The 26,683-nt window shown below is 67.9% G+C and carries 28 protein-coding genes; 18 read left to right on the top strand and 10 right to left on the bottom strand.

Features of this window, described 5'->3' with window-relative positions; translation table 11 throughout:
- Nucleotides 1–3: 3 nt before the first annotated feature.
- Together IEY68_RS12315 and IEY68_RS12310 are read left to right on the top strand one after the other, a co-directional pair.
- Nucleotides 4–885, top strand: coding sequence for a major capsid protein (locus tag IEY68_RS12315; protein ID WP_058854350.1), 882 nt, complete (start codon nt 4–6; stop codon nt 883–885).
- Nucleotides 882–1,127: a hypothetical protein gene (locus tag IEY68_RS12310; protein WP_058854351.1), complete on the top strand. Its 246-nt coding sequence runs from the start codon at nt 882–884 to the stop codon at nt 1,125–1,127. Before IEY68_RS12315 ends, IEY68_RS12310 begins: the two co-directional genes overlap by 4 nt.
- A 460-nt stretch (nt 1,128–1,587) precedes the next feature.
- Here IEY68_RS12310 and IEY68_RS12305 read toward each other — a convergent pair whose 3' ends face one another.
- Entirely contained in the window at nt 1,588–1,821 is a 234-nt protein-coding gene (locus IEY68_RS12305) for a hypothetical protein (RefSeq protein ID WP_058854352.1), read from the bottom strand.
- A 122-nt stretch (nt 1,822–1,943) separates the two neighbouring features.
- On the opposite strand from IEY68_RS12305, the gene IEY68_RS12300 reads away from it, so the two are divergent.
- Together IEY68_RS12300 and IEY68_RS12295 are read left to right on the top strand one after the other, a co-directional pair.
- Nucleotides 1,944–3,095, top strand: coding sequence for a helix-turn-helix domain-containing protein (locus IEY68_RS12300; RefSeq protein ID WP_058854353.1), 1,152 nt, complete (start codon nt 1,944–1,946; stop codon nt 3,093–3,095).
- A gap of 152 nt (nt 3,096–3,247) precedes the next feature.
- On the top strand, nt 3,248–3,556 hold the full coding sequence (locus tag IEY68_RS12295) for a hypothetical protein (protein ID WP_058854354.1): 309 nt from the start codon (nt 3,248–3,250) through the stop codon (nt 3,554–3,556).
- Nucleotides 3,557–3,865: 309 nt separating this feature from the next.
- On the opposite strand, the gene IEY68_RS12290 is transcribed toward IEY68_RS12295, so the two are convergent.
- Nucleotides 3,866–4,672 carry a helix-turn-helix domain-containing protein gene (locus IEY68_RS12290; RefSeq protein ID WP_229718740.1) on the bottom strand — a complete coding sequence of 269 codons (807 nt, stop codon included), beginning with the start codon at nt 4,670–4,672 and terminating at the stop codon, nt 3,866–3,868.
- Between the two features lie 86 nt (nt 4,673–4,758).
- Here IEY68_RS12290 and IEY68_RS12285 point away from each other — a divergent pair, with 86 nt between their 5' ends.
- The gene (locus IEY68_RS12285; RefSeq protein WP_058854355.1) at nt 4,759–5,145 is read left to right on the top strand and encodes a nuclear transport factor 2 family protein; all 387 of its coding nucleotides are present in this window, start codon (nt 4,759–4,761) and stop codon (nt 5,143–5,145) included.
- Between the two features lie 131 nt (nt 5,146–5,276).
- Here the strand turns inward: IEY68_RS12285 and IEY68_RS12280 are convergent, their stop codons facing one another.
- The gene (locus tag IEY68_RS12280) at nt 5,277–6,494 is read right to left on the bottom strand and encodes an MFS transporter (protein WP_058854356.1); all 1,218 of its coding nucleotides are present in this window, start codon (nt 6,492–6,494) and stop codon (nt 5,277–5,279) included.
- Nucleotides 6,495–6,602: 108 nt separating this feature from the next.
- Here IEY68_RS12280 and IEY68_RS12275 point away from each other — a divergent pair, with 108 nt between their 5' ends.
- The 4 genes from IEY68_RS12275 (at nt 6,603) to IEY68_RS12260 (ending at nt 10,140) form a co-directional block, all read left to right on the top strand.
- Nucleotides 6,603–6,977, top strand: a complete 375-nt coding sequence (locus IEY68_RS12275; protein WP_058854357.1) for an ArsR/SmtB family transcription factor — start codon at nt 6,603–6,605, stop codon at nt 6,975–6,977.
- A 121-nt stretch (nt 6,978–7,098) separates the two neighbouring features.
- Nucleotides 7,099–8,001 (top strand): metal-dependent hydrolase, encoded by a 903-nt coding sequence (locus tag IEY68_RS12270; protein WP_058854358.1) that lies wholly within the window; start codon nt 7,099–7,101, stop codon nt 7,999–8,001.
- Nucleotides 8,002–8,096: 95 nt separating this feature from the next.
- Nucleotides 8,097–9,116, top strand: a complete 1,020-nt coding sequence (locus IEY68_RS12265) for a PDR/VanB family oxidoreductase (protein ID WP_082681289.1) — start codon at nt 8,097–8,099, stop codon at nt 9,114–9,116.
- 25 nt (nt 9,117–9,141) lie between these two features.
- On the top strand, nt 9,142–10,140 hold the full coding sequence (locus tag IEY68_RS12260) for an alpha/beta fold hydrolase (RefSeq protein WP_082681264.1): 999 nt from the start codon (nt 9,142–9,144) through the stop codon (nt 10,138–10,140).
- A 45-nt stretch (nt 10,141–10,185) separates the two neighbouring features.
- Here the strand turns inward: IEY68_RS12260 and IEY68_RS12255 are convergent, their stop codons facing one another.
- The 3 genes from IEY68_RS12255 to recQ all read right to left on the bottom strand — a co-directional run bounded on the left by IEY68_RS12255 (nt 10,186) and on the right by recQ (nt 14,246).
- A complete protein-coding gene (locus tag IEY68_RS12255) occupies nt 10,186–11,175 on the bottom strand; it encodes a helix-turn-helix transcriptional regulator (protein WP_058854360.1) in 990 nt (329 codons plus the stop codon).
- Nucleotides 11,176–11,263: 88 nt separating this feature from the next.
- Entirely contained in the window at nt 11,264–12,277 is a 1,014-nt protein-coding gene (locus IEY68_RS12250; RefSeq protein ID WP_189094223.1) for a hypothetical protein, read from the bottom strand.
- Nucleotides 12,278–12,377: 100 nt separating this feature from the next.
- Nucleotides 12,378–14,246 carry a DNA helicase RecQ gene (gene recQ, locus IEY68_RS12245; protein ID WP_229718737.1) on the bottom strand — a complete coding sequence of 623 codons (1,869 nt, stop codon included), beginning with the start codon at nt 14,244–14,246 and terminating at the stop codon, nt 12,378–12,380.
- 186 nt (nt 14,247–14,432) lie between these two features.
- On the opposite strand from recQ, the gene IEY68_RS12240 reads away from it, so the two are divergent.
- The gene (locus tag IEY68_RS12240) at nt 14,433–15,404 is read left to right on the top strand and encodes an SMP-30/gluconolactonase/LRE family protein (protein WP_058854363.1); all 972 of its coding nucleotides are present in this window, start codon (nt 14,433–14,435) and stop codon (nt 15,402–15,404) included.
- Nucleotides 15,405–15,549: 145 nt separating this feature from the next.
- Nucleotides 15,550–16,101 carry a DinB family protein gene (locus tag IEY68_RS12235; protein ID WP_058854364.1) on the top strand — a complete coding sequence of 184 codons (552 nt, stop codon included), beginning with the start codon at nt 15,550–15,552 and terminating at the stop codon, nt 16,099–16,101.
- Nucleotides 16,102–16,225: 124 nt separating this feature from the next.
- Here IEY68_RS12235 and IEY68_RS12230 read toward each other — a convergent pair whose 3' ends face one another.
- From IEY68_RS12230 to IEY68_RS12215, 4 genes are all read right to left on the bottom strand, one after another.
- Nucleotides 16,226–17,413 carry an NAD(P)/FAD-dependent oxidoreductase gene (locus IEY68_RS12230; protein WP_058854365.1) on the bottom strand — a complete coding sequence of 396 codons (1,188 nt, stop codon included), beginning with the start codon at nt 17,411–17,413 and terminating at the stop codon, nt 16,226–16,228.
- An 81-nt stretch (nt 17,414–17,494) separates the two neighbouring features.
- Nucleotides 17,495–18,439, bottom strand: coding sequence for an RNA polymerase sigma-70 factor (locus IEY68_RS12225; RefSeq protein ID WP_058854502.1), 945 nt, complete (start codon nt 18,437–18,439; stop codon nt 17,495–17,497).
- Between the two features lie 119 nt (nt 18,440–18,558).
- Nucleotides 18,559–19,344, bottom strand: coding sequence for a histidinol-phosphatase (hisN, locus tag IEY68_RS12220; protein WP_058854503.1), 786 nt, complete (start codon nt 19,342–19,344; stop codon nt 18,559–18,561).
- A gap of 77 nt (nt 19,345–19,421) precedes the next feature.
- A complete protein-coding gene (locus IEY68_RS12215; protein WP_058854366.1) occupies nt 19,422–20,012 on the bottom strand; it encodes an NADPH-dependent FMN reductase in 591 nt (196 codons plus the stop codon).
- A 138-nt stretch (nt 20,013–20,150) separates the two neighbouring features.
- Here IEY68_RS12215 and IEY68_RS12210 point away from each other — a divergent pair, with 138 nt between their 5' ends.
- From IEY68_RS12210 to IEY68_RS12180, 7 genes are all read left to right on the top strand, one after another.
- The gene (locus tag IEY68_RS12210) at nt 20,151–21,005 is read left to right on the top strand and encodes a helix-turn-helix domain-containing protein (RefSeq protein WP_058854367.1); all 855 of its coding nucleotides are present in this window, start codon (nt 20,151–20,153) and stop codon (nt 21,003–21,005) included.
- 73 nt (nt 21,006–21,078) lie between these two features.
- Nucleotides 21,079–22,200, top strand: a complete 1,122-nt coding sequence (gene prfB / locus IEY68_RS12205) for a peptide chain release factor 2 (RefSeq protein ID WP_058854504.1) — start codon at nt 21,079–21,081, stop codon at nt 22,198–22,200.
- Between the two features lie 58 nt (nt 22,201–22,258).
- Nucleotides 22,259–23,143, top strand: coding sequence for a mechanosensitive ion channel family protein (locus tag IEY68_RS12200; protein ID WP_058854368.1), 885 nt, complete (start codon nt 22,259–22,261; stop codon nt 23,141–23,143).
- Nucleotides 23,130–23,294 (top strand): Rv3103c transmembrane domain-containing protein, encoded by a 165-nt coding sequence (locus IEY68_RS12195; protein WP_156426126.1) that lies wholly within the window; start codon nt 23,130–23,132, stop codon nt 23,292–23,294. The genes IEY68_RS12200 and IEY68_RS12195 overlap by 14 nt, the downstream gene beginning before the upstream one ends.
- 56 nt (nt 23,295–23,350) lie before the next feature.
- Entirely contained in the window at nt 23,351–24,040 is a 690-nt protein-coding gene (gene ftsE, locus IEY68_RS12190) for a cell division ATP-binding protein FtsE (RefSeq protein ID WP_058854369.1), read from the top strand.
- Nucleotides 24,040–24,945 (top strand): permease-like cell division protein FtsX, encoded by a 906-nt coding sequence (ftsX, locus tag IEY68_RS12185; protein WP_058854370.1) that lies wholly within the window; start codon nt 24,040–24,042, stop codon nt 24,943–24,945. The genes ftsE and ftsX overlap by 1 nt, the downstream gene beginning before the upstream one ends.
- Nucleotides 24,946–25,183: 238 nt before the next feature.
- Complete coding sequence (locus tag IEY68_RS12180) at nt 25,184–26,593, top strand: acyl-CoA dehydrogenase family protein (RefSeq protein ID WP_156426127.1); 1,410 nt, start codon at nt 25,184–25,186, stop codon at nt 26,591–26,593.
- The last annotated feature ends 90 nt before the right edge of the window (nt 26,594–26,683 follow it).

Below are 26,683 nucleotides of genomic sequence, written 5' to 3'. Positions count from 1 at the left end.
CAGATGGGCATTTTGACCCCGAGCGTCGACAACAACATCATCTCTGTCTCGGCGGTGCTATCTCACCCGACCTGGATCCGCGCGAAGCTCGACGAACTCGCAGAGGGCAACGAGCTGGTCTCGCTGTTCTTCTCCCCGCACGGCAAGCCGGTCCAGGGTGGCGGCATTCTGCACCCGCGGCTGTCCAGCGCCGCCCGCTACACCGCCGACGACGTTGTCGAGCGCGCGCCCGGCGACGAATACCAGGCGGTCCGCGCGATCGACCCGGAATACCGGCTCGCCGCGGTCCGCGACTACGGCGCCAAGGTGTCGGTCACGGATGAGGAGATCGCCCGCGGTGATATCTCCGCCCTGAACAACAAGATGCTGCAGCTATCGAACACTCTGCTGCGAAAGCTCAACGTCAAGGCGCTCGAGGCCATCGACGCCGCCGGGCCCGCGAGTCTCGTCGCGACCGCCGCATGGGACACCTTCGTTACGGTTGGCCCCGATACCGGGATCACTCCCAACGCGGAACGGCCGCTCGCCGACATGATGCGCGCCCGCCTGGCCGCCGAACAGGACCGCCTCGGCATCACCCTCGATACGCTCGTCACCTCTCCACAGGACGCGACGAACCTCAGCATCGGCTACGGCGTCGAACTCACGCAGGTACTCGCCGCCGCCCGGCTGACCCTGGTGACGAACCCGTACATTCCCGAAGGCCGCGTGTACCTCACGGCCAAGGGCAAGGCCGGAACGGTCGGATTCGAGGCACCGCTCACCGTCGACATCATCGACAAGCGGGAGAACCGTGAAAAGATCGTCCAGGTCTACGCAGTGCCCGCGTATGCCGTCGATCGTCCGCAGGCGGTCAAGGTCGTCACCGGCACGGTGACCCCGTGAGCTTCCTGACCGACGAGACGATCCAGCGTCACGGGCTCACCCCGGCTGTCGCCGCCGCAGCCGCGCAGGAACGTTCACGTCGACACCGTGAACTGGTCGCTGCCGCGGTAGCCGATGGCAGGGTGCCCGCGAACCGTCGCGAGTTCTGGATCGCTCAACTCCACAGCGCCCCGGCCGCGGAAACCTGGCTCGCCCAGCTCGCGCCAGCGGCCGCCCTTCCGGGTCACTGGCCCGGCATATAGAGCCTGGCGCGCGTCAAGCTCACCCGCTCACCCGTGGCCGGGCGAGAACGGGACTGTATGGCAGCGAGGGGCGTGGTCCGAACCCCTTCGGTTTCGGACCCCTTCCGCCCCGCAGACCTGCCAGCGCACGCCACACACGAACGCCCCCGGCCGACGCTCCAGCGGACGGGGGCGTTCGTGGTTCACCATCACGCACACGAAAGGACCAATGCCATGCCTGCAGTCAGAGCGTACGGATTCGAGATCACCCGCCGAGGAGGTCGCACCTGGGCAGTGGCCGGCGCCAAAGTCGGCGGTCGGAAGGTGCCAATGGTCGTCATCCCCGTACCCCCGCAGCGCCGGGGACGATAGGCGGAGAGCAGACCCCCCACCCCTCGAAATATTCAGGGGGTGGGGGGTCCGTGACTCCAGGTCCAGTCACGAATTTTTTTGTACGGCCCCCGAAACCTGGGCGCGATCGCTACTCGGATTCGACCTTGTGCCAGGTCCCGACACCCGGGGGCGTCTTCCCCCGGACCCGGACCATATCCGCGACCGTCTTCGCCGTGAGATCCGTGCCGGTCCCGACCATGAAGTCGGCCAGGCCGATGCTCTCGCCGCTACGCAGATCCCGCACGACGCGGGTGTCGTTGTCGTATTCGATGCCGGATTCGGAAAGGTCGAGTTCCCACCAAGGCTCGAGTTCAAATGTCATGGCGTGGAACGCTACCGCTACCGGGCCGCAGCATTGCCCGAGTTCACGAACGTCGCTGGCCGAGGTCTCAGTCTCCTGATTGCCTCTGGTCGGTGTGACTGTGCCGCACTTAGCCTGAACACATGGACCTTGGGGAGCGACTACAGAGTCTGAGGAAGCGGCGCGGGTTCACCCAGCGCGAGCTTGCCGAGGCGGCCGGGGTGTCGCTGTCGCTTATCCGCAAAATCGAGCAGGGGGAACGCGACGACGCCCGCATAGACACTCTGCGCCGCCTGGCGGTGGCCTTAGGTCGGCCGCTGGCAACCCTGCTGGGCCCGACACCCGCACCACCCGAGCCCGCAGCCGGGGCCAATGTGGCGTTGTGGGCCCCCACCCGCGAAGCCCTCACATCCCCAACCGATGAGGCCGAGCCGACGCCCGGCCTCGAGGCGGCACTCGCGCACGCTACCCGGCTGTACCACGACAACAAGTACGACCAACTCGCCCGGGTGCTCCCGCGGTTGGTCCGCGAAAGCCACACCGCGGCGCCGCTGCTGCGTTCGCGGGTGCTGCAACTGGCTGGTTCAATCCTGATACAGACGCGGCAACCGGACTCGGCACTCCTCGCCTTGAACCGCTCCCTATCCGACGCGGAATCCACCGGCAATGTGCTGGACGCGGCATCCGCGGTGATCACACTGTGCTGGTTGCTGATTGTCGAACGACGATTCGACCAGGTGCGGAATCTGGCCACTCGGTGGGCCGATCGGGTCGAGCCGCGGTTGTCGGTTGCTACCGGCCGCGAGATTTCCACTTGGGGCTGGCTTCTGCTGCGTGGTTCGGCCGCGGCTGTGCGCGACAACCGGCCCGATGAAGCCGAGGACATGATGCGACTCGCCGCGGCCGGCGCGGTTGCGATGCGGCCCGAACGCGCCCCGTATCACCAGTACTGGACGACGTTCGATCCGGCCACCGTCGCAATGAAGCGGGTAGAGAACGCGGTGATAGACGACCGGCCCGACATCGCGCTGCGGCTGGCGCGCGAGATCCCGCCGGACCTCCGCCCGACATCGGACAACCGCAACCGCCATCTCCTGGACGTGGCCACTGCCCAGCTCGAGCTACAGCGCTACGACAACGCGTTCGAGGTTCTGGCGAAACTGTCGCGTGAAGCTCGACCGTGGTTCGTCGAACAGCGATCGGCCGGTGACATCCTGAGCCGGATCATCACCAGGCGCCGCACGCTCACACCCGAGATGCGCGAGCTCGCCGACATTATCCAACTCGAATACTGATGTGGCACTTCGGTTCCCTACCCTCTGAAAGTGCCATAGCGGCACGACCGGGCCCTGCACAAGGCTTCTCACCAGCCCCGCCGCCGGGTTGACCTCCCCGGCCCCGGCGGTGGGTGCAATCCAATGGTGAGTCGGGGATGCAGGGGTGAACAGTGGTCGAGGAACAACCGCGAGCTATCGCGCTGATCCGCAGAGACGCACACGGTGACGGTGTGGATGTGTACAAGGTCGCCGAGCATCACGGCTACCGAATCGTGTGGACGGTGCGCCTCGATACCGGGCCGCTGGCGTCCGCGCTCATCGTGGCCGGCGCCATCATGGAGCACGCCGCCGCCGCGGTCGTCGTGCCGTCGTTCGAACACGCCGACTCGGTACGGCACGCGATCACCGAACACGCCGCACTCGTCACGCCAATGTGCGTCTACCCCCGTGGGCACCGCTGGCCGGTCGTGCAGCTGTGACGGGCCACGATATCGCCCTAGTGCTGCTCGCCCTCGGGCTCGCCGGGATCACCGTCGCGCTATTCCGGGCGTAGCTCGAGCCGGAGAATCACTCGAGCTGCGCCGGTGCCGTGGGCACATTTTGGGCACAACCGGGCGTGAAAACGACTGATTCAGCGTGATGTGCCGTGAACCATTTCCGCAGGTAGACCGCATTTCGACACCGTGACCAGCCATCAAGAACGGGTTCGATTCCCGGCAGCTCCACTGGAAGCCCGCAGGCCACAGACCACAGACCTGCGGGCTTTTCTTTTCGGTTTCGGACTCCCGCTATGCGCCCGAGGGCACCGGCGCCGCGGACTCGGCCCCACCCACCAGGAATCGCGCGGTCGCGGTATCCGCCGGGAGGTAGGTCTCGACAGCGATTTCGGCCAGGGTGATATCGAAGGCGGTGCCGAAAGTGGTGACGGCGTTGATGAAACACAGCCGGGCACCCCGGTATTCGAGATGGATCGGCAGGGCGATCTCCGCCGGATCCGGCTGCGGGTGGTCGGCGCGGGGACCGTAGGCGATCAGTTCGTCGTACAACGCGTTCAGTTCGGGATCCCCGCTCTGCGCCGCCTGGCGGGCCAGCCGCGGCAGCAGATGCGCGCGCACCTGAGCGAGGTTGGTGACGCGGGGTGCGAAACCTCCGGGATGCAGCCCCAGCCGCATCATGTTCACCGGCGACCGCAACAGCGCCGGGTCTACACCGTCGAGCAGGATTTCGACCGCGTCGTTGGCGAGGACGAGGTTCCAGCGGCGATCGACCGCCAGCGCCGGATACGGTTCGTGGGCGCGCACGAACCGTTCCAGCGTCTGCCGCACCCGCGCCATATCGGGATCGTCCAAGGGGCGCTGCCGGTAGATCGGGGCATATCCGGCCGCGACAAGCAGACGGTTGCGCTCGCGCAGTGGCACCGACAGGTGTTCGGCCAGCCGTAGCACCATCGCGCTACTGGGAACGGTTCGGCCGGTTTCGACGAAACTGATGTGGCGTGGTGAGACATCCGCCTGGATCGCGAGGTCGAGCTGGCTGAGTTTCCGGCGGTGCCGCCACTCCCGCAGCAGCACACCGATGGGCCCGTCTTCGATCACAGCTCGAGTATCACCAGGTCGGGTGCCCTTCGCCACTACCACCCAGGTAATCGACGGCGCCGGTCACAGCGTGCGAGTGTCAGCGGATGACCGACAGCACCGACAGCCGCGCCGAACACAACAGGCGACTCGTCGTCCACGGATTCACCGAGTTCGCGGCCGGTAACACCGAAATCCTGCGCACCCTGCTGCGGGAGGACTTCATCGAACACAGCCCGGGCAACCCGTCCGGGCGCGACGCGTTCATCGAGTTCATTTCCAACGCACCCGTAGCGAACGCCCGGCTCGAACTGCGGCGGGTTGTCGCCGACGACGATCACGTGGTCGTGCATTACCGCATGACGACTCCGGAGGACGAGCGGGGAACCGCGGTTGTCGATATCTGGCGGCTGGTCGGCGATCGGATCGTCGAACACTGGGATGTGGTCCAACCGGTTCCCGCCGATGAGCAGATACCCAACGGCATGTTCTGACCGTCTCGGCGCCGGAGTGGCCTCGCGGTCGAGGGTGCGGGATTCCAGAATGGGTCCCTGATACGGGCGGATATTCGGCCACTCTCCTGCGCGCGCGGGCCCGGCCTGTGGCGGGCCGGGCCGCGATATCGCTACTCGCCACCCGACCGGAGTCCGGTGACGACCAGCGACCCACCGGCCAGCGCCACGGTCGCGGCGACGATCGCGAAAAACGTGACACCCGTGGCGAAGCCGAGATGGTCACTGAGGACGCCCAAACCCAGGATCAGAAGCCCGGCGAAGGCGTAGGCGCCGATGTTGAGTGCCGCGTTGGCTTCGGCCAGCCGCGCGGCAGGAATATCGGAGTTGAGCAGGGCGAGTCCGCCGAGCATCCCCGGTCCGTAGGCGGTCCCGGCCAGGACCGCGGCGATGGCCAGGCCGGCCACCGAGGATGTATCGACCGCGACGACCAGGGCCGTCACGCAGACGATGGTGCTCAGCACCGAGCCCAGCAGCAAGCGGCGCACCGGGAGACCGCGTAGCGCGAATTGGCTGCCGGTGGCGACGGCGAAGGTCAAGCACGCCAGAACTCCGGGAACGATCCGGTTCGTCGTCCCGAGCAGCTCCGACAGCAGCGACGGCGCCAGCGACAGCATGAACGCCGTGGTGGTCAGCGCGGAACCGGCCACGGTAACGGCGACGAGTAGCCGGCGGCGGTTCGGGCGCGGCACCCGGGGCACGCGGATCCAGGCGTCACCGTGGCGGCCGGCGGCGCGCGGGATCGGTACCGCGATGACGATCGCCAGCGCCACCAGCAGGAAGACGGTTTCCAGCAGGAAGACGGTGACGGTCGGCCCGGGCAGAGTCTCGGAGAGGAGCCCGCCCAGCAGCGGACCGAGCCCGGTACCGGCCGCGATCCCGACTGCGCCGGCCAGCGCCCCGGATCGGGTGCGGGACGGCCCCGCGATATCGGCCACCGCGGCCACCCCTGCCGAAACCATAGCGCCGCTGGCTATCCCGGTCAGGGTGCGTGCGACGAACAGGGCGATGGTGCCCGGCGCGGCAGCGAAGATCAGTCCGGCGGCGATGGCCAGCACAAGGGCGGGCACCAGCACCGCCTTTCGGCCCAGGCGGTCGGAGGTGACCCCGGAAACCAGGAGGGCGAAGGCCATACCGGCCATATAGCAGCAGAAAACCGCGGTGAGAGTGCTCTTGCTGAAACCGAATTCGGCCTGCCAGAGCACATACAGCGGGGTGGCCGCGTTGGCGAGGACGAAAACCGCGGCGATCGGCCATGCGGCCGACCAGACACGCAGACCCACGAGCCGGTCCCCCGGCGCGTGGGCATCGAGTACGGCAGTTGCGGCCATAGTGCGCTCCTGACTCATGTACGAGTTTTCTCGAACAAGTACGAACGGAGTCGAACTGTAGCATCCAGTACGATAATTGTCGTACTGGATTACGAGCCGAGGAGAGCCGTGCCGGATACCACCTCTCACCGGGGCGACACGGTCGCACCCGGCGCATTGCTGCCCGAACCCACCCGCGCGGAACTGCGCCTGGAAACCGTACTGGCCGCGCTCAGCGATCCACTGCGACTCAGCATCGTGCGCGCTTACTACCTCGATTCGGGCGGCCTACCGCAAGCCTGCGGCTGGTTCGAGATCGACCGGCCGAAGTCGACACGCACTCATCATTGGCGGGTGTTGCGCGAGGCGGGACTGATCCGGCAGTGGCAACACGGCCTGGAACGCCGCAATGTGGTCCGGGCCGAGGATCTGGACGCCCGGTTCCCGGGCCTGCTGAATCTGGTCGCGAACTGGGAACCGCCGAGCAGGCCTACCGGCGGGTAAGTTTTCTGTAACCCACCTTTTCTGTAACCCGTCGTTCCACTTATGTGTATGATCGTATCTGCCGGTGAACTGCCGCCGCGATCGCGTCGCGCGCGGTACTGGTGACGATCGAGGAGGATCGATGAGGCTGTTCGGCAGAGCCGCCCCCCTGCGGGCGACCGATCCGGGGAATGTCGCGTTGAACGCTCGCGACGTGCGCTTCGACTGGGCCGGTATCCCGCTGCGCTGGATGGCCACCGAACCTATCGCCTCTCATGTGATGAACTCGCTCAACCTGCTGTTGCCCGAGGGCGAACGCAGCTTCCTGACCACCTTCGGCGAGGCACTCCCGTTCGTCCGGGACGCGAAACTGCGCGAGGATATGCTCGGTTTCATCGGCCAGGAATCGATGCACGCCGAAACCCACGCCGGCTCTCACGACATGCTGCTCACCGCCAACGGTATCGATCCGGAGCCCTTCCTCCGGCACGCGGAATACCTGTTCCGCAAGACCGTCGGCCCGCGGCAGGGCACCGGTACCCGCGCTGGTCGGCAGCAGCTGGTCGACCGGCTCGGGGTGATCGCCTCCCTGGAACACTTCTTCGCGTTCCTCGGCGACTGGGTGCTCAACAGCGATCTGGAGAAGTTCGACGCCGATCCGCGCATGCTCGATCTGTATCGCTGGCACGGCGCCGAGGAAGTGGAACATCGCCATGTGGCCCATGAGGTCGCCGAGTACTTCGGCGTGGGCTATTTCCGCCGGGGCGCGCTGATGCTGCTGGTTTTCCCGTCGTTCCTGGTGTTGCTGGTCCGCGGCACGAAATACCTTGTGCACGAGGACGGATCGCTACCCGACCTGAGCTACCCCCGGTTACTGCTGAAGATCCTCGGAGCGATGAGCCGGGGCGCGCTGCCGGGGATCCCGGCCCTGCTGATCAGCGCGTTGTCGACCTGCAAACCGGGGTACAGCCCGGCATCGGTCGGGTCCACCGCTCAGGCCATCGCCTACCTGGCACAGTCCCCGGCCGCCCGGGCGGCATCGTGACCGTCGCGAACCCGCGACCGGCGTCGACGCTCCCGCTACCCGCTGATCTGTACGGCAGGCGGCACGGGGACCGGACGCTGCGCCTGCTCGACGCGATGGTGAACGCCCGGATGCGCTGGACCGCGCTCACCAACCGGCGCGATGTAGCGCCCCGCGCGGACGATCGACGGATCCGGGTCCGTGTCGTCGAGCGGCAGGTGCGGGCATCCGACAACGATGTAGTGAGCTTGCGGCTGGCCGCGGTGGACGGCCGGGCGCTGCCGGTGTGGCGGCCGGGCGCGCATCTGGATCTGGAGCTGCCCTCGGGGCGGCTGCGGCAGTACTCGCTGTGCGGTGATCCGGCCGATACGCGGACCTATCGGATCGCTGTGCGCCGCATACCCGACGGCGACGGCGGTTCGAACGAGGTACACCGGGATATCTCGGTCGGTTCCGCGCTGGTGGTGCGGGGGCCGCGCAACGCGTTTCCCTTCGCCGTGCCAGGTCACGGATCGCCCGCCACCCGGCTGCATTTCGTGGCCGGGGGGATCGGTATCACCCCGATCCTGCCCATGATGAGATCGGCCGATTCCCTCGGCGTCGAGTGGACCATGCTGTACACCGGTCGCGCCCGCGACACCCTGCCCTTCCTGAACGAAGTGGAAGGCTTCGGCGCGCGCGTCACCGTGCGTACCGACGACCGGTACGGGCTGCCGGCAGGCGCCGAACTCGTGGACGGGGTGCGCCGCGGAAGCGCCGTGTACTGCTGCGGCCCGGCCCCGATGATCGGCGCGGTCGCCGCCGCCGTACGGGGCATACCCGGGGTCGAATTGCACTCCGAACGTTTCTCGGCGCCGCCCATCGTCGACGGCGTGCCCTTCGAGATCGAACTCGCCCGCAGCGGCGAGGTACTCGATGTCCCGGCAGACCGGTCCGCTCTGGATGTGCTGCTCGCACACCGGCCGGACCAGCCGTACTCGTGCCGGCAGGGATTCTGCCGAACCTGCAAGGTCCGCGTCCTGTCCGGTTCCGCCGACCACCGCGATTCCGTTTTGTCCCCCACCGAGCGCGCCGACGGTGCTCTGCTGACGTGTGTATCACGTTGTGCGGGTGGACGTCTGGTACTCGACCTCTAGCACCGGTAAGCACCGAGGAGTAAGCGTGACCGAAACCGACCACGAACCCACCGCGACCCGGCGTACGGTTCGCAGCGGCGCCTTCGACCTCGCGGTCTACGAATACGGCGATCCGGCCGCCGAAACCGTAGTGCTGGTACACGGCTGGCCCGATACGAATCACCTTTGGCACGGGGTGATCCCGCTGCTGGCGCAGAACTTCCACGTGGTGGCCTACGACACCCGCGGGCACGGTGCCTCGACCCGGACCGGGCGGGTCGCCGATTTCCGGCTCACGGAACTGGCCGCGGACTTCTTCGCCGTCGCCGACGCGGTCAGCCCCGGACAACCGGTACACGTCCTCGCGCACGACTGGGGTTCGGTGCAGGTCTGGGAGGCCGTCTGCGAGCCGCGGGCGGCCGGGCGTATCGCCTCGTTCACCTCGGTATCCGGTCCGAATCTGGACCACCTGGGCAAATGGGTTCGCGACCGGCTCGGCCGGCCCAGTCCGCGCAATATCTGGCACCCGCTCACCCAGTTGCTGTCCTCGGCCTATACCGGGTTCTTCATGACCCCCGGCCTGCCGCGACTGGTGTTCGGGCTGCTCGCCACCGAGCAGCGCTGGCGCCGGGTCATCCAGATCATGAACGACACCGCGCCCTCGACGATCTTCTTCGGCCCGACATTGAAGCGGGATATGGTGGACGGCCTGCTCATCTACCGCGCGAATATCTTCGCGCACCTGCTCGAGCCGCGGGAACGGACCACCGACGTACCGGTCCAGCTCATCGTGGCGGGCCGCGATATCGCGGTCCGGCCCGCGGGCTACGACGATACGGCGCGGTGGGTGTCACGACTGTGGCGCCGCGACGTCCCCGCCGGTCACTGGATGCCGTTCTCCCATCCGGAGTTGCTTGCCACCGCCACCACCGAATTCGCGGAGGCGCTGCGAAAAGGAGAGGTCGCCCCGGGTGTGACGGAGCGGATCACCGGGGAACAGCCGCCCCATCGGTTGCGTGCGGTGCGGCCCACCGGCACGGACTGAACCCGCGGGACGAGGATCGGGTGGGATGATCTGCGTCCCGCCCGGTCACGATGCGGCCGGTGGTTCGGCGGGCGCCGGATGGGCGCGGCGGAAACGCTCGCCCCAATCCCGTATGTGCTCGATCAGTTCCGGGGGCTCCAGGACGCGGAAGTCGGCGCCGAGCGACCCCAGCGACATCGTGGGCCAGTCCAGTGAATCGGTGTTCATCGAGACCCGGCAGCGGCCGGTATCGATCTCCTCGACATTGCCCCAGCGGCCGAGGCGCTGCCGGACGAATTCGGCCGGGGCGTCGACCAGCACATCGATCCGGTGCAGATGCGGCATATTGTCCACCCCGGACCGCACGAAATCCGCGGCGTCGGCGGTGGGTAGTTCGCGGGGCCGGAAACGCGACCCGTCGCCCTCGGGGCCGGTGAGCCGGTCGATCCGGAAGCTGCGCCAATCGTGGCGTGTCAGGTCGAACGCCACCAGGTACCAACGTCGCCCCAGCGATACCAGGCGATGCGGTTCGGCATGCCGATCGGTGCGGCGACCGTCCGCGGCGGTGTAGGTGAAACGCAACCGTTCGCTGTCGCGGCAGGCCAGCGCGACGGCGGTGAGCACCGCCGGGTCCGGACCCGCGCCGGCCCTTCCGCCGCCCCAGTCGCCCGGCACCGTCATGGCCCGGATGGCCTCCACCCGTTTGCGTAGCCGGGGCGGCATCACCTGCACCACTTTCGCCAGTGCGCGCACCGAGGACTCCGCCACCCCCTCGACCATGCCCTGCATCGCGAATTGGAGTCCGACCACGAGCGCCACGGCCTCGTCGTCGTCGACCATCAGCGGGGGCAGCGCCGCCCCGGCGGCGAGCTGATAACCACCGTCGACACCACGCTGGGCGACGACCGGATACCCCAGTTCCCGGAGCCGGTCGATATCGCGGCGCAGGGTCCGTGGCGACACTTTCAGCCGTTCGGCCAGCTCATTACCGGGCCAGTACCTGTGGGTCTGTAGCAGCGACAACAGGCGCAGCGTCCGCGTGCTCGTATTGGCCATACTGTCGATTGTTCTCGAATTGCGGTCGGATTGTGGCCGCTGACTCCGATTTCCGCCGGGCCGAGTCCCGGCCACCCGAACACCGGTTCTAGCCGGGGCCCAGCGCGCGTAGCGATACGCCGGTGATGGTGTCGGCGAAGATCGACCCGTCCGCGCGCTTACGGCCGTAGACCAGGATCGGCGCACCCTCGGCGATGGCCTCGATCGTAGTGGCGACCAACACATAGACCTTGGTGTGCTGGTCGGTGCGCACGACGATCTCGGAGTGATTGATCTCGCTCTTGATGGTTAGCGTGCTGCCGTCGTTGGTGAGAACCTTCCCCCAGGCGAAACCGGCCCCGATATCGGGGGATTCCGCGGGCGCCGGGGCCTCGGTCTCGCGGGGAGTCATTGTCGATACGGCGGTGGCCGCGGTGGGGGCAGCGGCATGGTTCGGGCCGCTCGTACGACCGAGATAGAAAAAGCCTGCCGCGAGCAGCACCGCGACCCCGATACACAGGCCGAGCAGTGCATGACCGTTCACGGGAAGAAGTTCCAGGGCTTCGGTTTCCGGCACCGGCCAGGCGATGTCCGCCGGGCTACCGGCTTCGGGGAGCGGTCCCGCGTAGTGGTCTCGGCGCGCGCGCTCCAGCGGTGATGCCGGTGGCGGCACGGGGGACGACGCCGGCGGCGGAGCGGGGGGCACCTGCTGCGGCACAGTATCGGCGAAGGCGGCTTCCGCGGACAGGTATTCATCCGAAGCGTCGACGGGAGACTCTCCGGACTCGTAGCCCGCCGAACCGGATTCCGATCGGCCGGGAACAGGCTGCGGTCCACTCGCCGCGGAGAGTTCATCGCCGCTTACATCCCGCGCGCGGGTCCGCGGACACTCGGGGGGATCATCGTCACCGTCGGGCTCGGCCGCGCTCGATCGCGTATCGTCGCCGGCCCCGGATTGCTGTGCGGCAGATCCGAGAAGACGAGGCGATTCGAACGACCCGGCAACCCCGGGGCGATCACTGGTCACGGCAGGCACAACGCGTGGGTCCAAGCTGCCGAACTGATCGGCGGACAAGCCGGCGCGGTGGCGTGACCGCGACCACGGGGTGTGCTTGTTGGACATACTGCCAGGTTAAATCCTCTGTCCAGGCCCCTATCGTCACTGGCGGGAGGAATCATCGGATGAAAGCGGTTACGCAGCACAGACTTCCGTCCGAAGCGGCTCATCCGACCGCCAGCACCTCCAGAACCTGCTCTCCGTAACGCGCCAGCTTGTTCTCGCCCACGCCGTTCACCGTGCCCAGCGCACCCAGATCGGCGGGCTTACGCGCAGCGATATCGCGCAGGGTGGCATCGTGGAACACCACATAGGCGGGAACACCCTGTTCCTTGGCGGTTTCGGCTCGCCACTGCCGCAATTTCTCGAACAGCGAGGTATCGGCGGCGTCGAGATCGACGGGCGCGGACCGACCGGATTTCGCGCTGCGGGCCGCCCGCGAGGGGGTGGGCCGGTCGGGTTCGCGGCGCAACCGGACAGTGCGGCCTTCGAAGAGCACCGCTTCACTGGCCTCGGTCAGGGTGAGCACCCCGTAATCACCATGGACCGCGAGCAGACCCTGGGCCAGCAATTGACGGACCACTCCGCGCCATTGGGTATCACGCAGATCGGTGCCGACCCCGAACACGCTGAGCTCGTGGTGGTCGTACTGCTGCACCTTCTGGTTCTGCTTGCCGAGCAGGATATCGATGAGATGGCCGGCGCCGAAGCTCTGGCCGCGCTCCCGTTTCAGGCGCAGGACGGCCGAGAGCAGTTTCTGCGCGGCGACGGTGCCATCCCAGGATTCGGGCGGGTTCAGGCAGGTATCGCAGTTCCCGCACGGCTGCGGTGGCTGGCCGAAGTAGGCGAGCAACTGGGCGCGGCGGCAGTCGACCGTCTCACAGAGGGCGAGCATCGCGTCGAGATGCAGCTGCAACCGGCGCCGGTGCGCGGTATCGCCTTCGGAGGTCTCGATGAGTTTGCGCTGCTGGACCACGTCCTGTAGGCCGTAGACCATCCAGGCGGTCGAGGGCTGTCCGTCCCGGCCGGCGCGCCCGGTCTCCTGGTAATAGCCCTCGACCGATTTGGGCAGATCGAGATGGGCGACGAAACGGACATCCGGTTTATCGATACCCATACCGAACGCGATGGTCGCGACGACCACCAGACCATCCTCACGCAGGAAACGGGCCTGGTTCTCGGCGCGGGTCCGATGGACCAGGCCCGCGTGGTACGGGACCGCCCGGATACCGTTCTCGGTGAGGAACGCGGCGGTCTTCTCCACGGAGTTGCGGGACAGGCAGTAGACGATCCCGGCATCCCCGGGATGCTCGGCGCGCAGGAAATCCAGGAGCTGGCGGTCGGGCCGGTTCTTCGGTTCGATGCGGTACTGGATATTGGGCCGGTCGAAACTGGCCACGAACCGCCGCGCCTCCCCCAGATCCAGCCGGGTGATGATCTCGTCGCGGGTCTTCTCGGTCGCGGTGGCGGTGAGCGCGATCCGGGGCACATCGGGCCAGCGTTCGTGCAGCATGGACAGCGCCAGATAGTCCGGGCGGAAGTCGTGGCCCCACTGCGATACACAATGCGCCTCGTCGATCGCGAACAGCGCGATCGAACCCCGTTCGAGCAGCTCGACGGTGGATTCCATACGCAGCCGTTCGGGCGCGAGGTACAGCAGATCGAGTTCACCGGCCACGTACTGCGCCTCCACCGCGCGCCGTTGATCCGGGAACTGGGTGGAGTTGAGGAAGCCGGCCCGTACCCCGAGCGCGCTGAGCGCGTCCACCTGGTCCTGCATGAGCGCGATCAGCGGCGAGACCACCACCCCGACACCGTCGCGGACCAGGGCGGGGATCTGATAGCACAGCGATTTACCACCGCCGGTGGGCATGAGCACCAGTGCGTCGCCGCCGCCGATCACCTGGTCGACGATGGCGCGCTGTTCGCCCCGGAAACTGTCGTAACCGAACACCCGGCTCAGAATCCGCTGTGCCGCATCGGATTCGGCACCTGACTCGACAGGGGATACGGTGAGCGCTTCGGGGGATTCCACGCGGCCCATCCTACGAGCACCTCCGGACGACCCGAGGGGTGTCCGGCGCGCACATCGAGGTCCCGCGCGTATTGCACACATGTGGATACTCCCGGTGCCCGGCCCGGCCCGCCGGGGACCGCGACCGGGCCCACGCCGGGCGCGCGGATCCGGCGGCACGGCATCCGATCACTTAGGTTGTCCGATATGGCATCCAGGACACGATCACGTGCTCGATGGGCGTTGTTCGCCGCGGCCACAGCGGCCGCGGCGTGGGTGAGCGCGGTACCGGCGCAGGCACAGGGATTTCCGGTCATGTGCGCGGACGGCTGGGAAGCGACCACACTCGTGGCGGGGGTCGGCAATCTGGAGAACCTGGATTCCGACGGGGCCGGTGGTTTCTATGTCACCGGCATCGTCGACGGCTACCTGGCCCATGTATCGGCCGACGGGACATTCGAGAAGCTGGTCACCGGGCTGGAGCATCCGGCGGGTGTACGAGTGGCCGGGCGTTCGGTGTACTTCCTCACCGGCGACGGTTTGACCGACCCACCGGGCACCCTGCAACGCTACGACCTCGACACCGGCGCGGTGACCGTGCTCCGCACCGGACTCAACGGACCGAACGGCCTGCTCCTGCTCCCCGACGGCGATCTGTTGATCAGCACGATCGGCGTACTGCGGGCCCCGTCCGGGATCGCCCGGTACCGGCCGTCGACCGGCGAGTTCACCGAATCGTGGTCGCCGCTGCCGCTGACCAACGGCCTGGCCCTGGCTCCGGACGGTGAGTCGATCTACACCGGCAATCTGACCATGCGGATCTTCCGGGTCCCGTTGTATTCACCCGCCGACGCCCGGGTCGTCGCCGGTCCCCCGGCTCTGCTCGCCGTCCCCGACGATATGGAGGCCACCCGTGACGGTGACCTGTACGTCGCCGATCACGGGGTGGGCGCCGTCTACCGGGTCGACCCGGCGACCGGGACCGGTTGTGCCGTCGTCACCGGCCTGATCAAACGTCCCGATCCGGTCCGGACGCCACCCGACGGCGCCACCTCGGTGCGGATCGCGCGCGACGGCGGATCCTGGGCACTGTTCGTGACGGGTATGGACGGGGCCCTGCGGCGCCTGCGTCCACCGCCCGGAATCGACCTCACCCCCGCCGACGCCACCCGAAGGTGAGCATCACCGCGGCTCACGGCCACTTTCGATCGTAATTTCCACCAGCTCGCAATTGAGGTCGGAAAGTGGCCGCTAAGGGTCATACCGTAAGTCTCGAACGCGGAAACGCACCGAGTACTGCACTCCCCGACGGAAGGCGAACACCATGAGCGAGATCTCCACCCTCCACCAGACCGGCACCGGCGCGGCCCTCTCCGGTGAACGAGCCGACCTGCTGGCGGAACTGCGCGCCGCGCGGTTCTTCCTGCGTTTCACCACCCGCGAGCTGACCGATGACCAGGCCGGAGCGCGCCCCACACCCAGCGAACTGTGCCTGGGCGGCCTGATCAAGCACGTCACCGGGTGCGAACGCGGCTGGGTGGAGTTCATCGTCGACGGAACCTCGACCTCGAAGGATTTCGACGAGCTGACCGCCGAGGACTTCGCGGCCCGGGAGAACGAGTTCCGCATGCTGCCCGGCGAGACCCTGGCCGGGGTGCTCGCGGCCTACGACGAGGTGGCCCGGCGGACCGATGAGATGGTGGCCACCCTCCCGGATCTGGACGCGAAGTGGCCGCTGCCCAAGGCGCCCTGGTTCCAGGAGACCCACTGGTCGACGCGCCGGGTACTGCTGCACATCATCGCCGAGACCACACAGCACGCGGGTCACGCGGACATCATCCGCGAGGCGATCGACGGCGCCAAGACCATGGGCTGACGAAGCCGGCAGACGACCCCCGCGCCCGATGGGCCCGGGGTCATCTGCCGTTCCGGTACCAGCTCACCGATAACGAACCCGAGGGGCCCGAGGGGCTACCGCGCACACCCGGCCGCGATCGGCGTCACGACGCGACGAGGCGTGGACCCACTTCTCCCGGCGCCGTGAGCCGCCGACGGCGGCTCGGCAGCAGCACCGTCGGGTGGGCGATACTCCAGGCCGCACCGGCGCAGACGAACTCCTTGATGCGGGCGGCGATCCGGCCGGTGACGACCGTGGACGTGGGTTCGTCCGCGGGGGTCACGCGCTGGATGATCCCGTCGCGGCGACCGAGACTGATGCACTGGGTGACATAGCCGATCGGCTTTTCGGGAACCCGGCGGCCGGTCAACCGCGCGGCGAGCGCGTCGGCGGCCTGCCAGGCCATCGGGGTCGCGGTGGCACAGGACATGCGCAGTGGCGCGCCGCCCACGCCTTCGGCGAACGCGGCGTCCCCGATGGCATAGACGTCGGGATGCGACACCGAGCGCATGGTCCCGTCGACGATGATCCGTCCGGTATCGGAAACCGCCAGGGTGGTCGCGGCCGCGAGTGGCTGGACGGTGAAACCCGCGGTCCACACCGTCACCTGCGCCGCGATCTTCCCGCCGTCCTGGGTGACCGCTCCGTCCTGCGTGATCCGCACGATGTCGGCGTGCTCGTGGACGGTGATGCCGAGCCGGTCGAAGGCGGTAACCAGGTGCCGCCTGGCCTTGTCGCTCAGCCAATCGCCGACGCCGCCGCGGGCGGCGATCGCGACCGTCAGGTCCGGACGGGATTCGGCGATTTCGGCTGCCGTCTCGATACCGGTCAGGCCGCCCCCGACCACCAGGACGGTCGTACCCGGGGCCGAATCGCCGAGCCGCGCCCGCAACCGCAGCGCGCCTTCCTTACCGGCGGCGGTGTGCGCGTATTCGGCGACACCGGGTACGCCGTGGTCGGCGGCGGTGCTGCCCAGAGCGTCGACGAGGGTGTCGTAACCGAGGGTTTCGGCGCGGTCACCGACGATATCGACGGTCTTGCGGTCCACATCGATCGCGGTGACACGCGCTGTCCGGAACTGGACGCCGCTGCCCGCGTACACCTCACGCAGCGGGCGGCGCCCCAGTTGCTGCCCGGTCGCGAGCTGGTGCATCCGTACCCGTTCGACGAAGTCCGGATCGGCATTGACGAGGGTGATCTCGAAATCGTCGCGGTGCAACCGCTTGGCCAGGCGACCGGCGGCGATGGCTCCGGCGTAACCGGCTCCGAGAACGACGATGCGGTGCTTCATGGCTCGCTCCTGTCTGCTGTGTGTTCACTACCTGAACCGGACAGCGGCGCGAACCCTGACAGAAACGAGATGTGAGGTGGGTCACCATCGAATGTCGAGCGGTGGCTCACCACCGGCGGCGGTCCATCGGCGCGCCAGGTGGGCCAATTTCTCCGGGTTGACCTGCACGTGCACCGCAGCGACGCCCGCGGCGTCCATTTCGAGGCCGAACACACCGAACACCCGCTCGCCGACCTCGACGAGCACCGCCGGGTCGCCGTTGACGACCACCGCGTAGAACATCGGCTCGCCACCGATGTAGGCCCGCCTGGCAGCGGTGGGCCGGAACAGACCGGCCAGGTAGCGCGCGACGGCCGGCGCACCGAGGACCGGCGTCTTACGGGCCGGGATCCGGCCGCCACCGTCGGCCACGGCGACCACATCCCCGGAGAGCACCCGGATCAGCGACCCGGTATCGCCGCTGAGCGCCGCGGCCAGGAACTCCTCGGCGATGCGGCGCGCGGCGGCGGTATCGACCTCGGTACGGGATCGGCCGTCACCCACATGCTGTCTGGCCCGCCGGTAGATCTGCTGGCAGTTCGATTCGGTGAGTTCGAGGATTTCCGCGATCTCACGGTGCGTGTATCCGAACGCCTCGCGCAGCACGTACACCACCCGTTCGTTGGGTGCGAGGCGTTCCAGCACGGTGAGCATCGCGAGGGAGACCGATTCGCGCTGTTCCGTGGTCTCGGCGGGGCCGAGCATCGGGTCTCCGGCCGGTACCGGCTCCGGCAGCCACTGCCCCACATAGGTTTCCCGCCGGACCCGCGCCGAGGCGAGTTGATTGAGACAGAGGTTGGTGAGCACCTTGGTCAGCCACGCCTCCGTCGTCTCGATCCGGTCCCGGTCCGCCGCGTGCCAGCGCAGGAACACCTCCTGCACCACGTCCTCGGCGTCTCCGGCAGACCCCAGCATGCGGTAGGCGATCGCCTGCAGGCGGCCCCGGGCACCCTCGAAGAGATCGGCCTCCTGCGTACTGAGCGACATCGCTCCATAGTCGGCCATGCGCGCAGGTCACGTCCACTCGCGGTGCGCCGGAGCGGGGACAGTCACCGGATCCGGAATCGCACCGTCCGCGCTCCCGCAGGCGCTGGCGCGGGCCCGGACTACTCGCCGAGCCGGGCCAGAACCTGTTGATGCAGCGGCCCGTTGGACGCCACCGCGTCCCCGCCGTGCGGCCCGGGCCGTCCGTCGAGAGAGGTGAAGGTGCCACCGGCCTCCCGGATCAAGATGTCCAGAGCGGCCAGATCCCACAGCGACACCTCGGGTTCGGCCGCGATATCCACGGCCCCCTCGGCCACCAGGCAATAGCTGAAGAAGTCGCCGTAGCCGCGGACCCGCCAGACCGCGTCGGTGAGGTCGACGAACTTCTCGCGCAGACCGCGGTCGCGCCAGCCGGACAGGCTGGAGAACGCCAGACTGGCCGCACCGAGATCGGATACCGCGCTCACATTGATCGGTTGCGGCGCCCCGGGATGGAAACTCGACCACGCGCCCTGCCCCGCCGCGGCCCACCAGCGGCGGGCCAGCGCGGGCGCGCTCACCACACCGACCACCGGGACACCGTCCTCCAGCAATGCGATGAGGGTGGCCCATACCGGGACGCCGCGGACGAAGTTCTTGGTGCCGTCGATCGGGTCCACGACCCACTGCCGACCGGTGAGCTCGGCCGTTCCGCCGAACTCCTCACCGAGGACCGCGTCCGCGGGGCGGCCGTGCCGCAGGATCCGGCGGATCGCCTCCTCCACAGCGAGATCGGCATCCGATACCGGGGTGAGGTCCGGTTTGGCATCGACCTTCAGGTCCAGGGCGCCGAACCGCTCCCGGGTGATCGCGTCCGCCTCGTCGGCCAGCCGCAATGCGAGTTCGAGGTCAGAGGAGTGAGCAGCCACACCCGGAACACTATCGAGTCGGTTCCGGAGCGGTCGCGCGCCGTGCCGTCGCGCGCGGCCGGGGCCGGGTCCATCGCTCAGACTGCCACCGACCGGGCCGCCACCAGCGCCTCCGCCCACCAGTTCAGCCGGTCGAGCATCACCCGGGCCGCGGCCGCGGGCTCCTCGGGCGCGAGCAGTTTTCCGTCTTCCCCGAACAACAGGTAGTAGCGCGGGAACGAGACGTACTCGCGCACCGTGTGGGCATCGAGCTCGTTGAACACCTGACGCAGCTGTTCGATGGCCAGGAGCCCGCCGCTGGCCCCGCTGTAGCCGACGAACGCGATCGCTTTGCCCTGCCACTGGGTGAAATGCCAGTCGATGACGGCCTTCAGCGAGGCCGGGAAACTACGGTTGTAGTCGGGGGTCACGATGACGAACGCATCGGCGGCGGCGAGGCGCTCGGACAGATCCCGCATCCCCGCCGGCCGCTCCGGATTCGGTTCCAGCGCCGGGGAGACAGCGGGCAGCGCCAGCGGAATCTCGGCCTCGGCCAAGTCGATCACATCGATCTCGAACCGATCGTGCTCAGCGGCCTGCGCGGCGATCCAGGAGGCGACGACCGGCCCGAAGCGGCCCTCCCGAACGCTGCCGATGACAACCGCGAGGCGCAGAGGCGTAGTGGACATGGTGTGCTCCGTTCTCTCGGGCGGCCCGGCGGCCGCCGGAATCGAATCTGCCGCGCCGCGCGCCCGGCTGGGAGACCGTGCCGAGAGTGGTAGTGCCACGGTCACCCTGAGCGCGTACCGCGCCGTTACCGTGGGACTGTGAGCGAGAACGAGATGGGCCTGTTCCTGCGCAGCAGGCGCGACGCGGTCGCACCGGCCCAGGTCGGGCTGCCCACCGGCGCGCGCCGCCGGGCACCCGGCCTGCGCCGCTCGGAGCTGGCGACGCTGGCGGGGGTGAGCGTCGAATACATCACCCGTCTCGAACAGGGCCGCGACCGCAACCCCTCGCCGCAGGTGCTCGCCGCCCTGGCCGACGCTCTCGCTCTCACCTCCGCCGAACGTATCCACCTGTACCGGCTGACCAAGGCCGATACCGGTTTCCACTGCATGGGCCGGGCCCGTCCGGGGCGCGAGATCCGGCCCACGATCCAGGCGCTGCTCGATCAGCTCGAACCCGCGGCCGCGGTGGTGGTCAACCGCCTCACCGACGTCCTGGCCTGCACCGACGGCTACCGACGGCTGATGCAGCCGACCGGCGCGCTGGACGGGGAGCATTACGCCAACCTCGCCCATTTCACCTTCACCGATCCGCGGGCCCGCGAGGTCTATCCGGATTGGGATCATCTGGCCGACCAGCTGGTGGCCACCCTCAAACAGGGCCCCTTCCGCGCCGACCCGGAGATCGCGGCGCTGGCCGACCAGCTCACCATCACCGCGGGCGCGGCGTTCACCGATCGGGTGGCCACCGTGCCGAATCTGCCCGCGGCCACCGGTGTCACCCGAGTGACGCACCCCGAGGCCGGGGCCCTGCGGCTGGCGTACGAGACGCTGGACCTGTTCGCCGACGACGATCAGCAGTTGATCGTCCACCTGCCCGCCGACCCGGCGACGGCCGCCGCGCTGGACGGTCTCGCCGGCCACCGGCCCGGCAACCTGCGCGCTGTTCCGAGCTGAGCGTGGCCTCGTCCGGCCGCTACCCGCCCGCGCGGTTTCACCTCGATGGACGCTCCTAGTAGCCTTGAACACCGTGCATCCAGACGTTACCGCCGACCTCGCCGAACTCGACGCGACTCTCAAGACCGTCGAATCGGTCCTCGATATCGAGGAGCTGCGCCGTCGCATCGACGAGCTGGAGCACCAGGCCGCCGATCCGGAGCTCTGGAACGACCAGGACCACGCGCAGCGGGTCACCAGTGAGCTGTCGCACGCTCAGGGTGAACTGCGCCGGGTAGCGGAGTTACGACAGCGGCTCGAGGATCTTCCGGTGCTCTACGAGCTGGCCGAGGAAGAAGAGGGCGACGCGCAGACCAGCGCGCTGGCCGACGCCGATGCCGAGCGCGCCGCACTGCACACCGATGTCGAGGCCCTCGAGGTCCGCACCCTGCTGTCGGGCGAGTACGACAAACGTGACGCGCTGGTCAATATCCGTTCCGGCGCGGGCGGGGTGGACGCCGCGGACTGGGCCGAGATGTTGATGCGGATGTACATCCGCTGGGCGGACCGGCACAAGTACGGGGTCGAGGTCTACGACACCTCCTACGCCGAAGAGGCCGGTATCAAGAGCGCCACCTTCGCGGTCAAGACTCCGTACGCCTATGGCACGCTCTCGGTGGAGATGGGCACCCACCGGCTGGTCCGGATCAGCCCCTTCGACAACCAGGGCCGCCGTCAGACCTCGTTCGCCGAGGTCGAGGTGCTGCCGGTGGTGGAGACCACCGACCATATCGAGATCCCGGAAACCGATATCCGCGTCGATGTCTACCGGTCCTCCGGGCCCGGTGGACAGAGCGTCAACACCACCGACTCGGCGGTGCGGATCACCCATATCCCCACCGGGATCGTGGTCACCTGCCAGAACGAGAAATCCCAGCTGCAGAACAAGGTTTCCGCGATGCGGGTGCTGCAGGCCAAACTGCTGGAACGCAAACGGCAGGAAGAGCGTGCCCAGATGGATGCGCTCAAGACCAACGAGGGCGCCTCCTGGGGTAATCAGATGCGGTCCTATGTGCTGCATCCGTACCAGATGGTCAAGGATCTGCGCACGAACTACGAAGTGAACAACCCTTCGGCGGTACTCGACGGCGATATCGACGGATTCATCGAATCCGGGATCCGCTGGCGGATGAGTACAGTGCTGCAGGAGGGCTAGCGATTCCCGATTCCGGGATGTCGCGAGCCGTTCGGTGCATGCGAGAGCAGGTGGTCTGATGCATTCGGAGGGGGCGCAGGCCTTGGCGCTGTCCCTGGCGGCGCCGGGGTTGTCTTCGGATGTCACCTCGTGGCTACGGTCGTCCGGTCTGGAGATCGTGCTGCTGGTACTGGGGTCGATGCTGTTCGCCCGTTTCGCCACCTATGCGCGCGACCGCGTGACCCAGAAGATCGATTCCGGGTTCCGCGGCGGTGACGCGCTGGTCCGTTCCGAAGAGGCCAAGCACCGGCACGCGCTGGCACAGGTACTCACCTGGGTGGTGCTGACCGTCGCCTATGTGCTGGTCGCGATGGAGGTGCTGGGGCGACTGGGGTTCTCGATGTCGGGCCTGGTCGCACCCGCCGCGGTGCTGGGCGCGGCGCTCGGTTTCGGCGCGCAGCGCATCGTCCAGGACATCCTGGCCGGATTCTTCCTCATCACCGAACGGCAGTACGGGTTCGGCGATGTGGTGCGGATCGCGGTGACCGGTATCCAGGATCCGGCCGAGGGCACCGTCGAGGACGTCACGTTGCGGGTCACCAAATTGCGCAACCCGGACGGCGAGGTGATCACCGTCCCGAACGGCCAGATCGTGAAAGTCACCAATCTGTCCAAGGATTGGGCCCGCGCGGCGATCGATGTGCCGGTCTCGGCGACTGCCGATATCCTCCGGATCAACGAAGTGCTGCACGAGGTGGGCGGTCAGGCCTATCAGGACCCCCGCCTCGAACCGCTGCTCCTCGACGAGCCGACGGTGATGGGTGTGGAGGACCTGACCGTGGATCAGATGAACATCCGGATGGTCGCCAGGACGCTGCCGGGTAAACAGTTCGAGGTGAGTCGCGAGCTACGGGTGCGCGTGGCCGCGGCCATGCGCCGGGAGGGTCTGAATGCGCGCCCGTAGATCGACGCTGATCCTGGCGTGCGGCTGGGTGGCGACCTTCGTGCTGTACCTGTTCGTGAAACCGGACCAGATCGCACCCGCGAAACCGGTGCCCGCGCCCGCCGTACCCGCCGTGCACCAGGTCCCTGTTCAGGTGATTCCGGTCCGGTAGCAGGTGCGGCACAGCCAGCGGGACGCTTCGTTATCGAATGGTTACACTGTCTCCTCGTGATCACCCTGCGCAACGTCAGCAAGTCGTACCCGACCGCTACGCGACCGGCGCTGGAAAACATCAACGTCCACATCGACAAGGGTGAGTTCGTTTTCCTCATCGGTCCGTCGGGTTCGGGTAAATCGACCTTCATGCGGTTGCTGCTCAAAGAGGAGATACCGACCGAAGGCGAGATTTCGGTCGCCGATTTCCGGGTCGACCGGTTGCCGGGGCGGAAGGTGCCGCGATTGCGGCAGCGAATCGGGTGTGTTTTCCAGGATTTCCGGCTGCTGCAGCAGCGAACCGTCGCCCAGAACGTGGCGTTCGCCCTGGAGGTGATCGGAAAACGCCGGCAGTTCATCGACCGGACCGTGCCCGAAGTGCTCGAACTGGTCGGATTGGGCGGTAAGGCAGATCGGCTGCCGACCGAACTGTCCGGCGGCGAACAGCAGCGGGTGGCGATCGCGCGGGCCTTCGTCAACCGGCCGCTGGTCCTGCTGGCCGACGAGCCCACCGGCAACCTCGACCCCGAGACGAGTTACGAGATCATGCTGCTACTCGAGCACATCAACCGGATGGGCACCACGGTGCTCATGGCCACCCACGATCCGCTGATCGTGGACGGTATGCGACGGCGCGTGGTGGAGCTCTACGAGGGCAATCTGGTCCGCGATCAGGCAATGGGTAGCTACGAGGTGGGCCGGTAATGCGGGCGGGATTCCTGTTCGGCGAGGTCTCCGAGGGTCTGCGCCGCAATGTCACCATGACCATCGCGATGATCCTGACCACCGCGGTCTCGCTGACCATGCTCGGCGGCGGTCTGCTGGCGGTACGTATCGCGGACAAGACCGAGCAGTACTTCCTGGACCGGCTCGAGGTACGGCTGTATCTCACCGAAGAGGTCTCGGCGACCGATCCCGACTGCGTGAACGATCCGTGCCGCCCATTGATGGCCGACCTCCAGGCTGTCGACGGCGTGGAGAACGTGCAGTACCTCAATCGGGACGCGGCGGTCCGCGAAGCGAAGGAGAAAACCTTCAAGGACCAGCCGGAACTGGCGGAGTACGTGAGTGAGACCCCGCTACCGGCCTCGCTGCGGGTCAAGATGAGCGACGCCTCGCTGTATCCGACGATCTACGAGCAGTTCTACGGTCAGCCCGGTGTCGGCATGGTCCGCAACGACAAGGACATCGTGGACCGGCTGGTCAGCTTGTTCGACGGGCTGCGCAACGCGGCGTTCGGTATGGCACTGCTACAGGCGGTGGCGGCGCTGCTGCTGATCGCCAATATGGTGCAGATCGCGGCGTTCACCCGGCGCACGGAGGTCAGCATCATGCGCCTGGTGGGCGCCACCCGCTGGTACACCCAGCTGCCGTTCCTGCTGGAGGCGGTGGCCGCCGCCCTGGCGGGCGGTCTGCTGGCCACGGCGGGTCTGTTCCTGGCCCGCCCCCTGGTGATCGACCGCGCGCTCGGCGACCTTTTCGCCAGCAATGTGTTCCCCCAGATCACGTTCGACGATATCTTCACCACCGCGCTGATGGTCATGCCGGTCGGTGTCCTCTTCGCCGGTCTCACCGCGTACGCGACCCTGCGCTGGTACGTGCGGGAGTAACCGGTCGCGGGCCGCGGAATCCGAGTTCGCGACTCCCACCCGCGGCAACTCCGGAACAACCGCCCGCCCGCCCCGCAGCACGGGGCGGGCGTCTCGGTTTCCTGACCTGTGTCCTCGCCGGGGGTGTCCGCTCACCAGGAACAGCGGACCACTCGACGCCGTTCTTACTCAGCAGTAAGATAGCCTTACTCCGCAGTAAGATACCCGGGGCCGACCCTCACCCCCGCGCGAGAAACAGGTGATGATGAGCATTCGAGACAGCGCTACCGAACGGCGGTCGCACAACGGCGTCCGCCAGGAGAACGGGGTGGGCCTGCACCAACCCAAACGGGACTGGATGGGCGCCGCGATGCGGGTCATGTCCACCATCACCGGTTCGGAGCTGGCCGAGAAGTACAACCTGCGCAAGCCCATCGACCGGGTCACCTACCAGAGCACCAAAACCGGTTTCCGCACCCTCGGTGCGGCCACCCGCGCCTTCAACAAGGTCGCCGGCGGCGGGGCACCCAAGCGGCTACCCGATAACGAGTCCAAGACCAAGGACTACTTCGACCTCACCCCCACCGACGAACAGCAGATGATCGTCGAGACAGTGCGCGAGTTCGCGGCCGAGATCCTGCGCCCGGCCGCATACGATGCCGACGAGGCCGCCGCGGCGCCGAAAGATCTGCTCGGCCGGGCCGCGGAACTCGGCATCACACTGATCAACGTGCCCGAGGAACTCGAGGGCGCGGCCACCGAACGCGGTGCCGTCACCAACTCGCTGGTCGCCGAGGCTCTCGCGCACGGCGATATGGGTCTGGCCCTACCTCTGCTCGCGCCCAGCGGCGTCGCGGTCGCGCTGTCCCAGTGGGGCACCGACGCCCAGCAGCAGACCTATCTGCCCGCCTTCACCGGCGAGAACGTGCCGCAGGCCTCTGTCGTCATCAGCGAACCCCGCGCTCTCTTCGACCCGTTCAGCCTGCAGACCAAAGCCGTCCGCTCCCCCAGCGGCTACAAGCTGACCGGCGTGAAGAGCCTGGTCCCCGCGGCCGCCGACGCCGAGATCTTCGTCGTAGGCGCCGAACTCGACGGCCGCCCGGCGCTGTTCGTGGTGGAATCCGACGCCAAGGGACTGTCGGTGGAAGCCGATCCGAGCATGGGCCTGCGCGCGGCCGGGCTGGGCCGGCTGGTACTGGACGATGTGGCCGTCGCCGCCGACGCGATCCTCGGCGAGGGTGACGCCGGGCAGCACGCCGCCGACTACCGCGACGCAGTCCAGCTCGCCCGCCTCGGCTGGGCTTCGCTGGCCACCGGCACCGGGCAGGCCGTACTCGACTACGTGATCCCCTACGTCAACGAGCGTGAGGCCTTCGGCGAACCGATCAGCCATCGGCAGGCAGTCGCGTTCATGGTGGCCGATATCGCCATCGAACTCGACGGTCTGCGTCTGGTGACACTGCGCGGCGCCGCCCGCGCCGAACAGGGCCTCACCTTCGCCCGGGAAGCGGCACTGGCCAAGAAACTGGCGGCGGACAAGGGTATGCGCGTCGGGCTGGACGGGGTCCAGCTGCTCGGCGGCCACGGCTTCACAAAGGAACACCCGGTCGAACGCTGGTACCGCGATCTGAGGGGTATCGCGGTCGCCGAAGGCGTCGTGCTGGTGTAGTCGGCGGCGCCTCCGGCGCCGCGGGGTTCGGGCCCTATCAACCCCGGGTCTTCACTCCTCCGCGGCTGACCGATCGAAGCCGGACAACCG

The organism is Nocardia jinanensis, from assembly GCF_014645735.1.
Classification (GTDB): domain Bacteria; phylum Actinomycetota; class Actinomycetes; order Mycobacteriales; family Mycobacteriaceae; genus Nocardia; species Nocardia jinanensis.
Note: the sequence above shows the minus strand (reverse complement) of the source record. Positions and strands in the feature narration are given on the sequence as shown.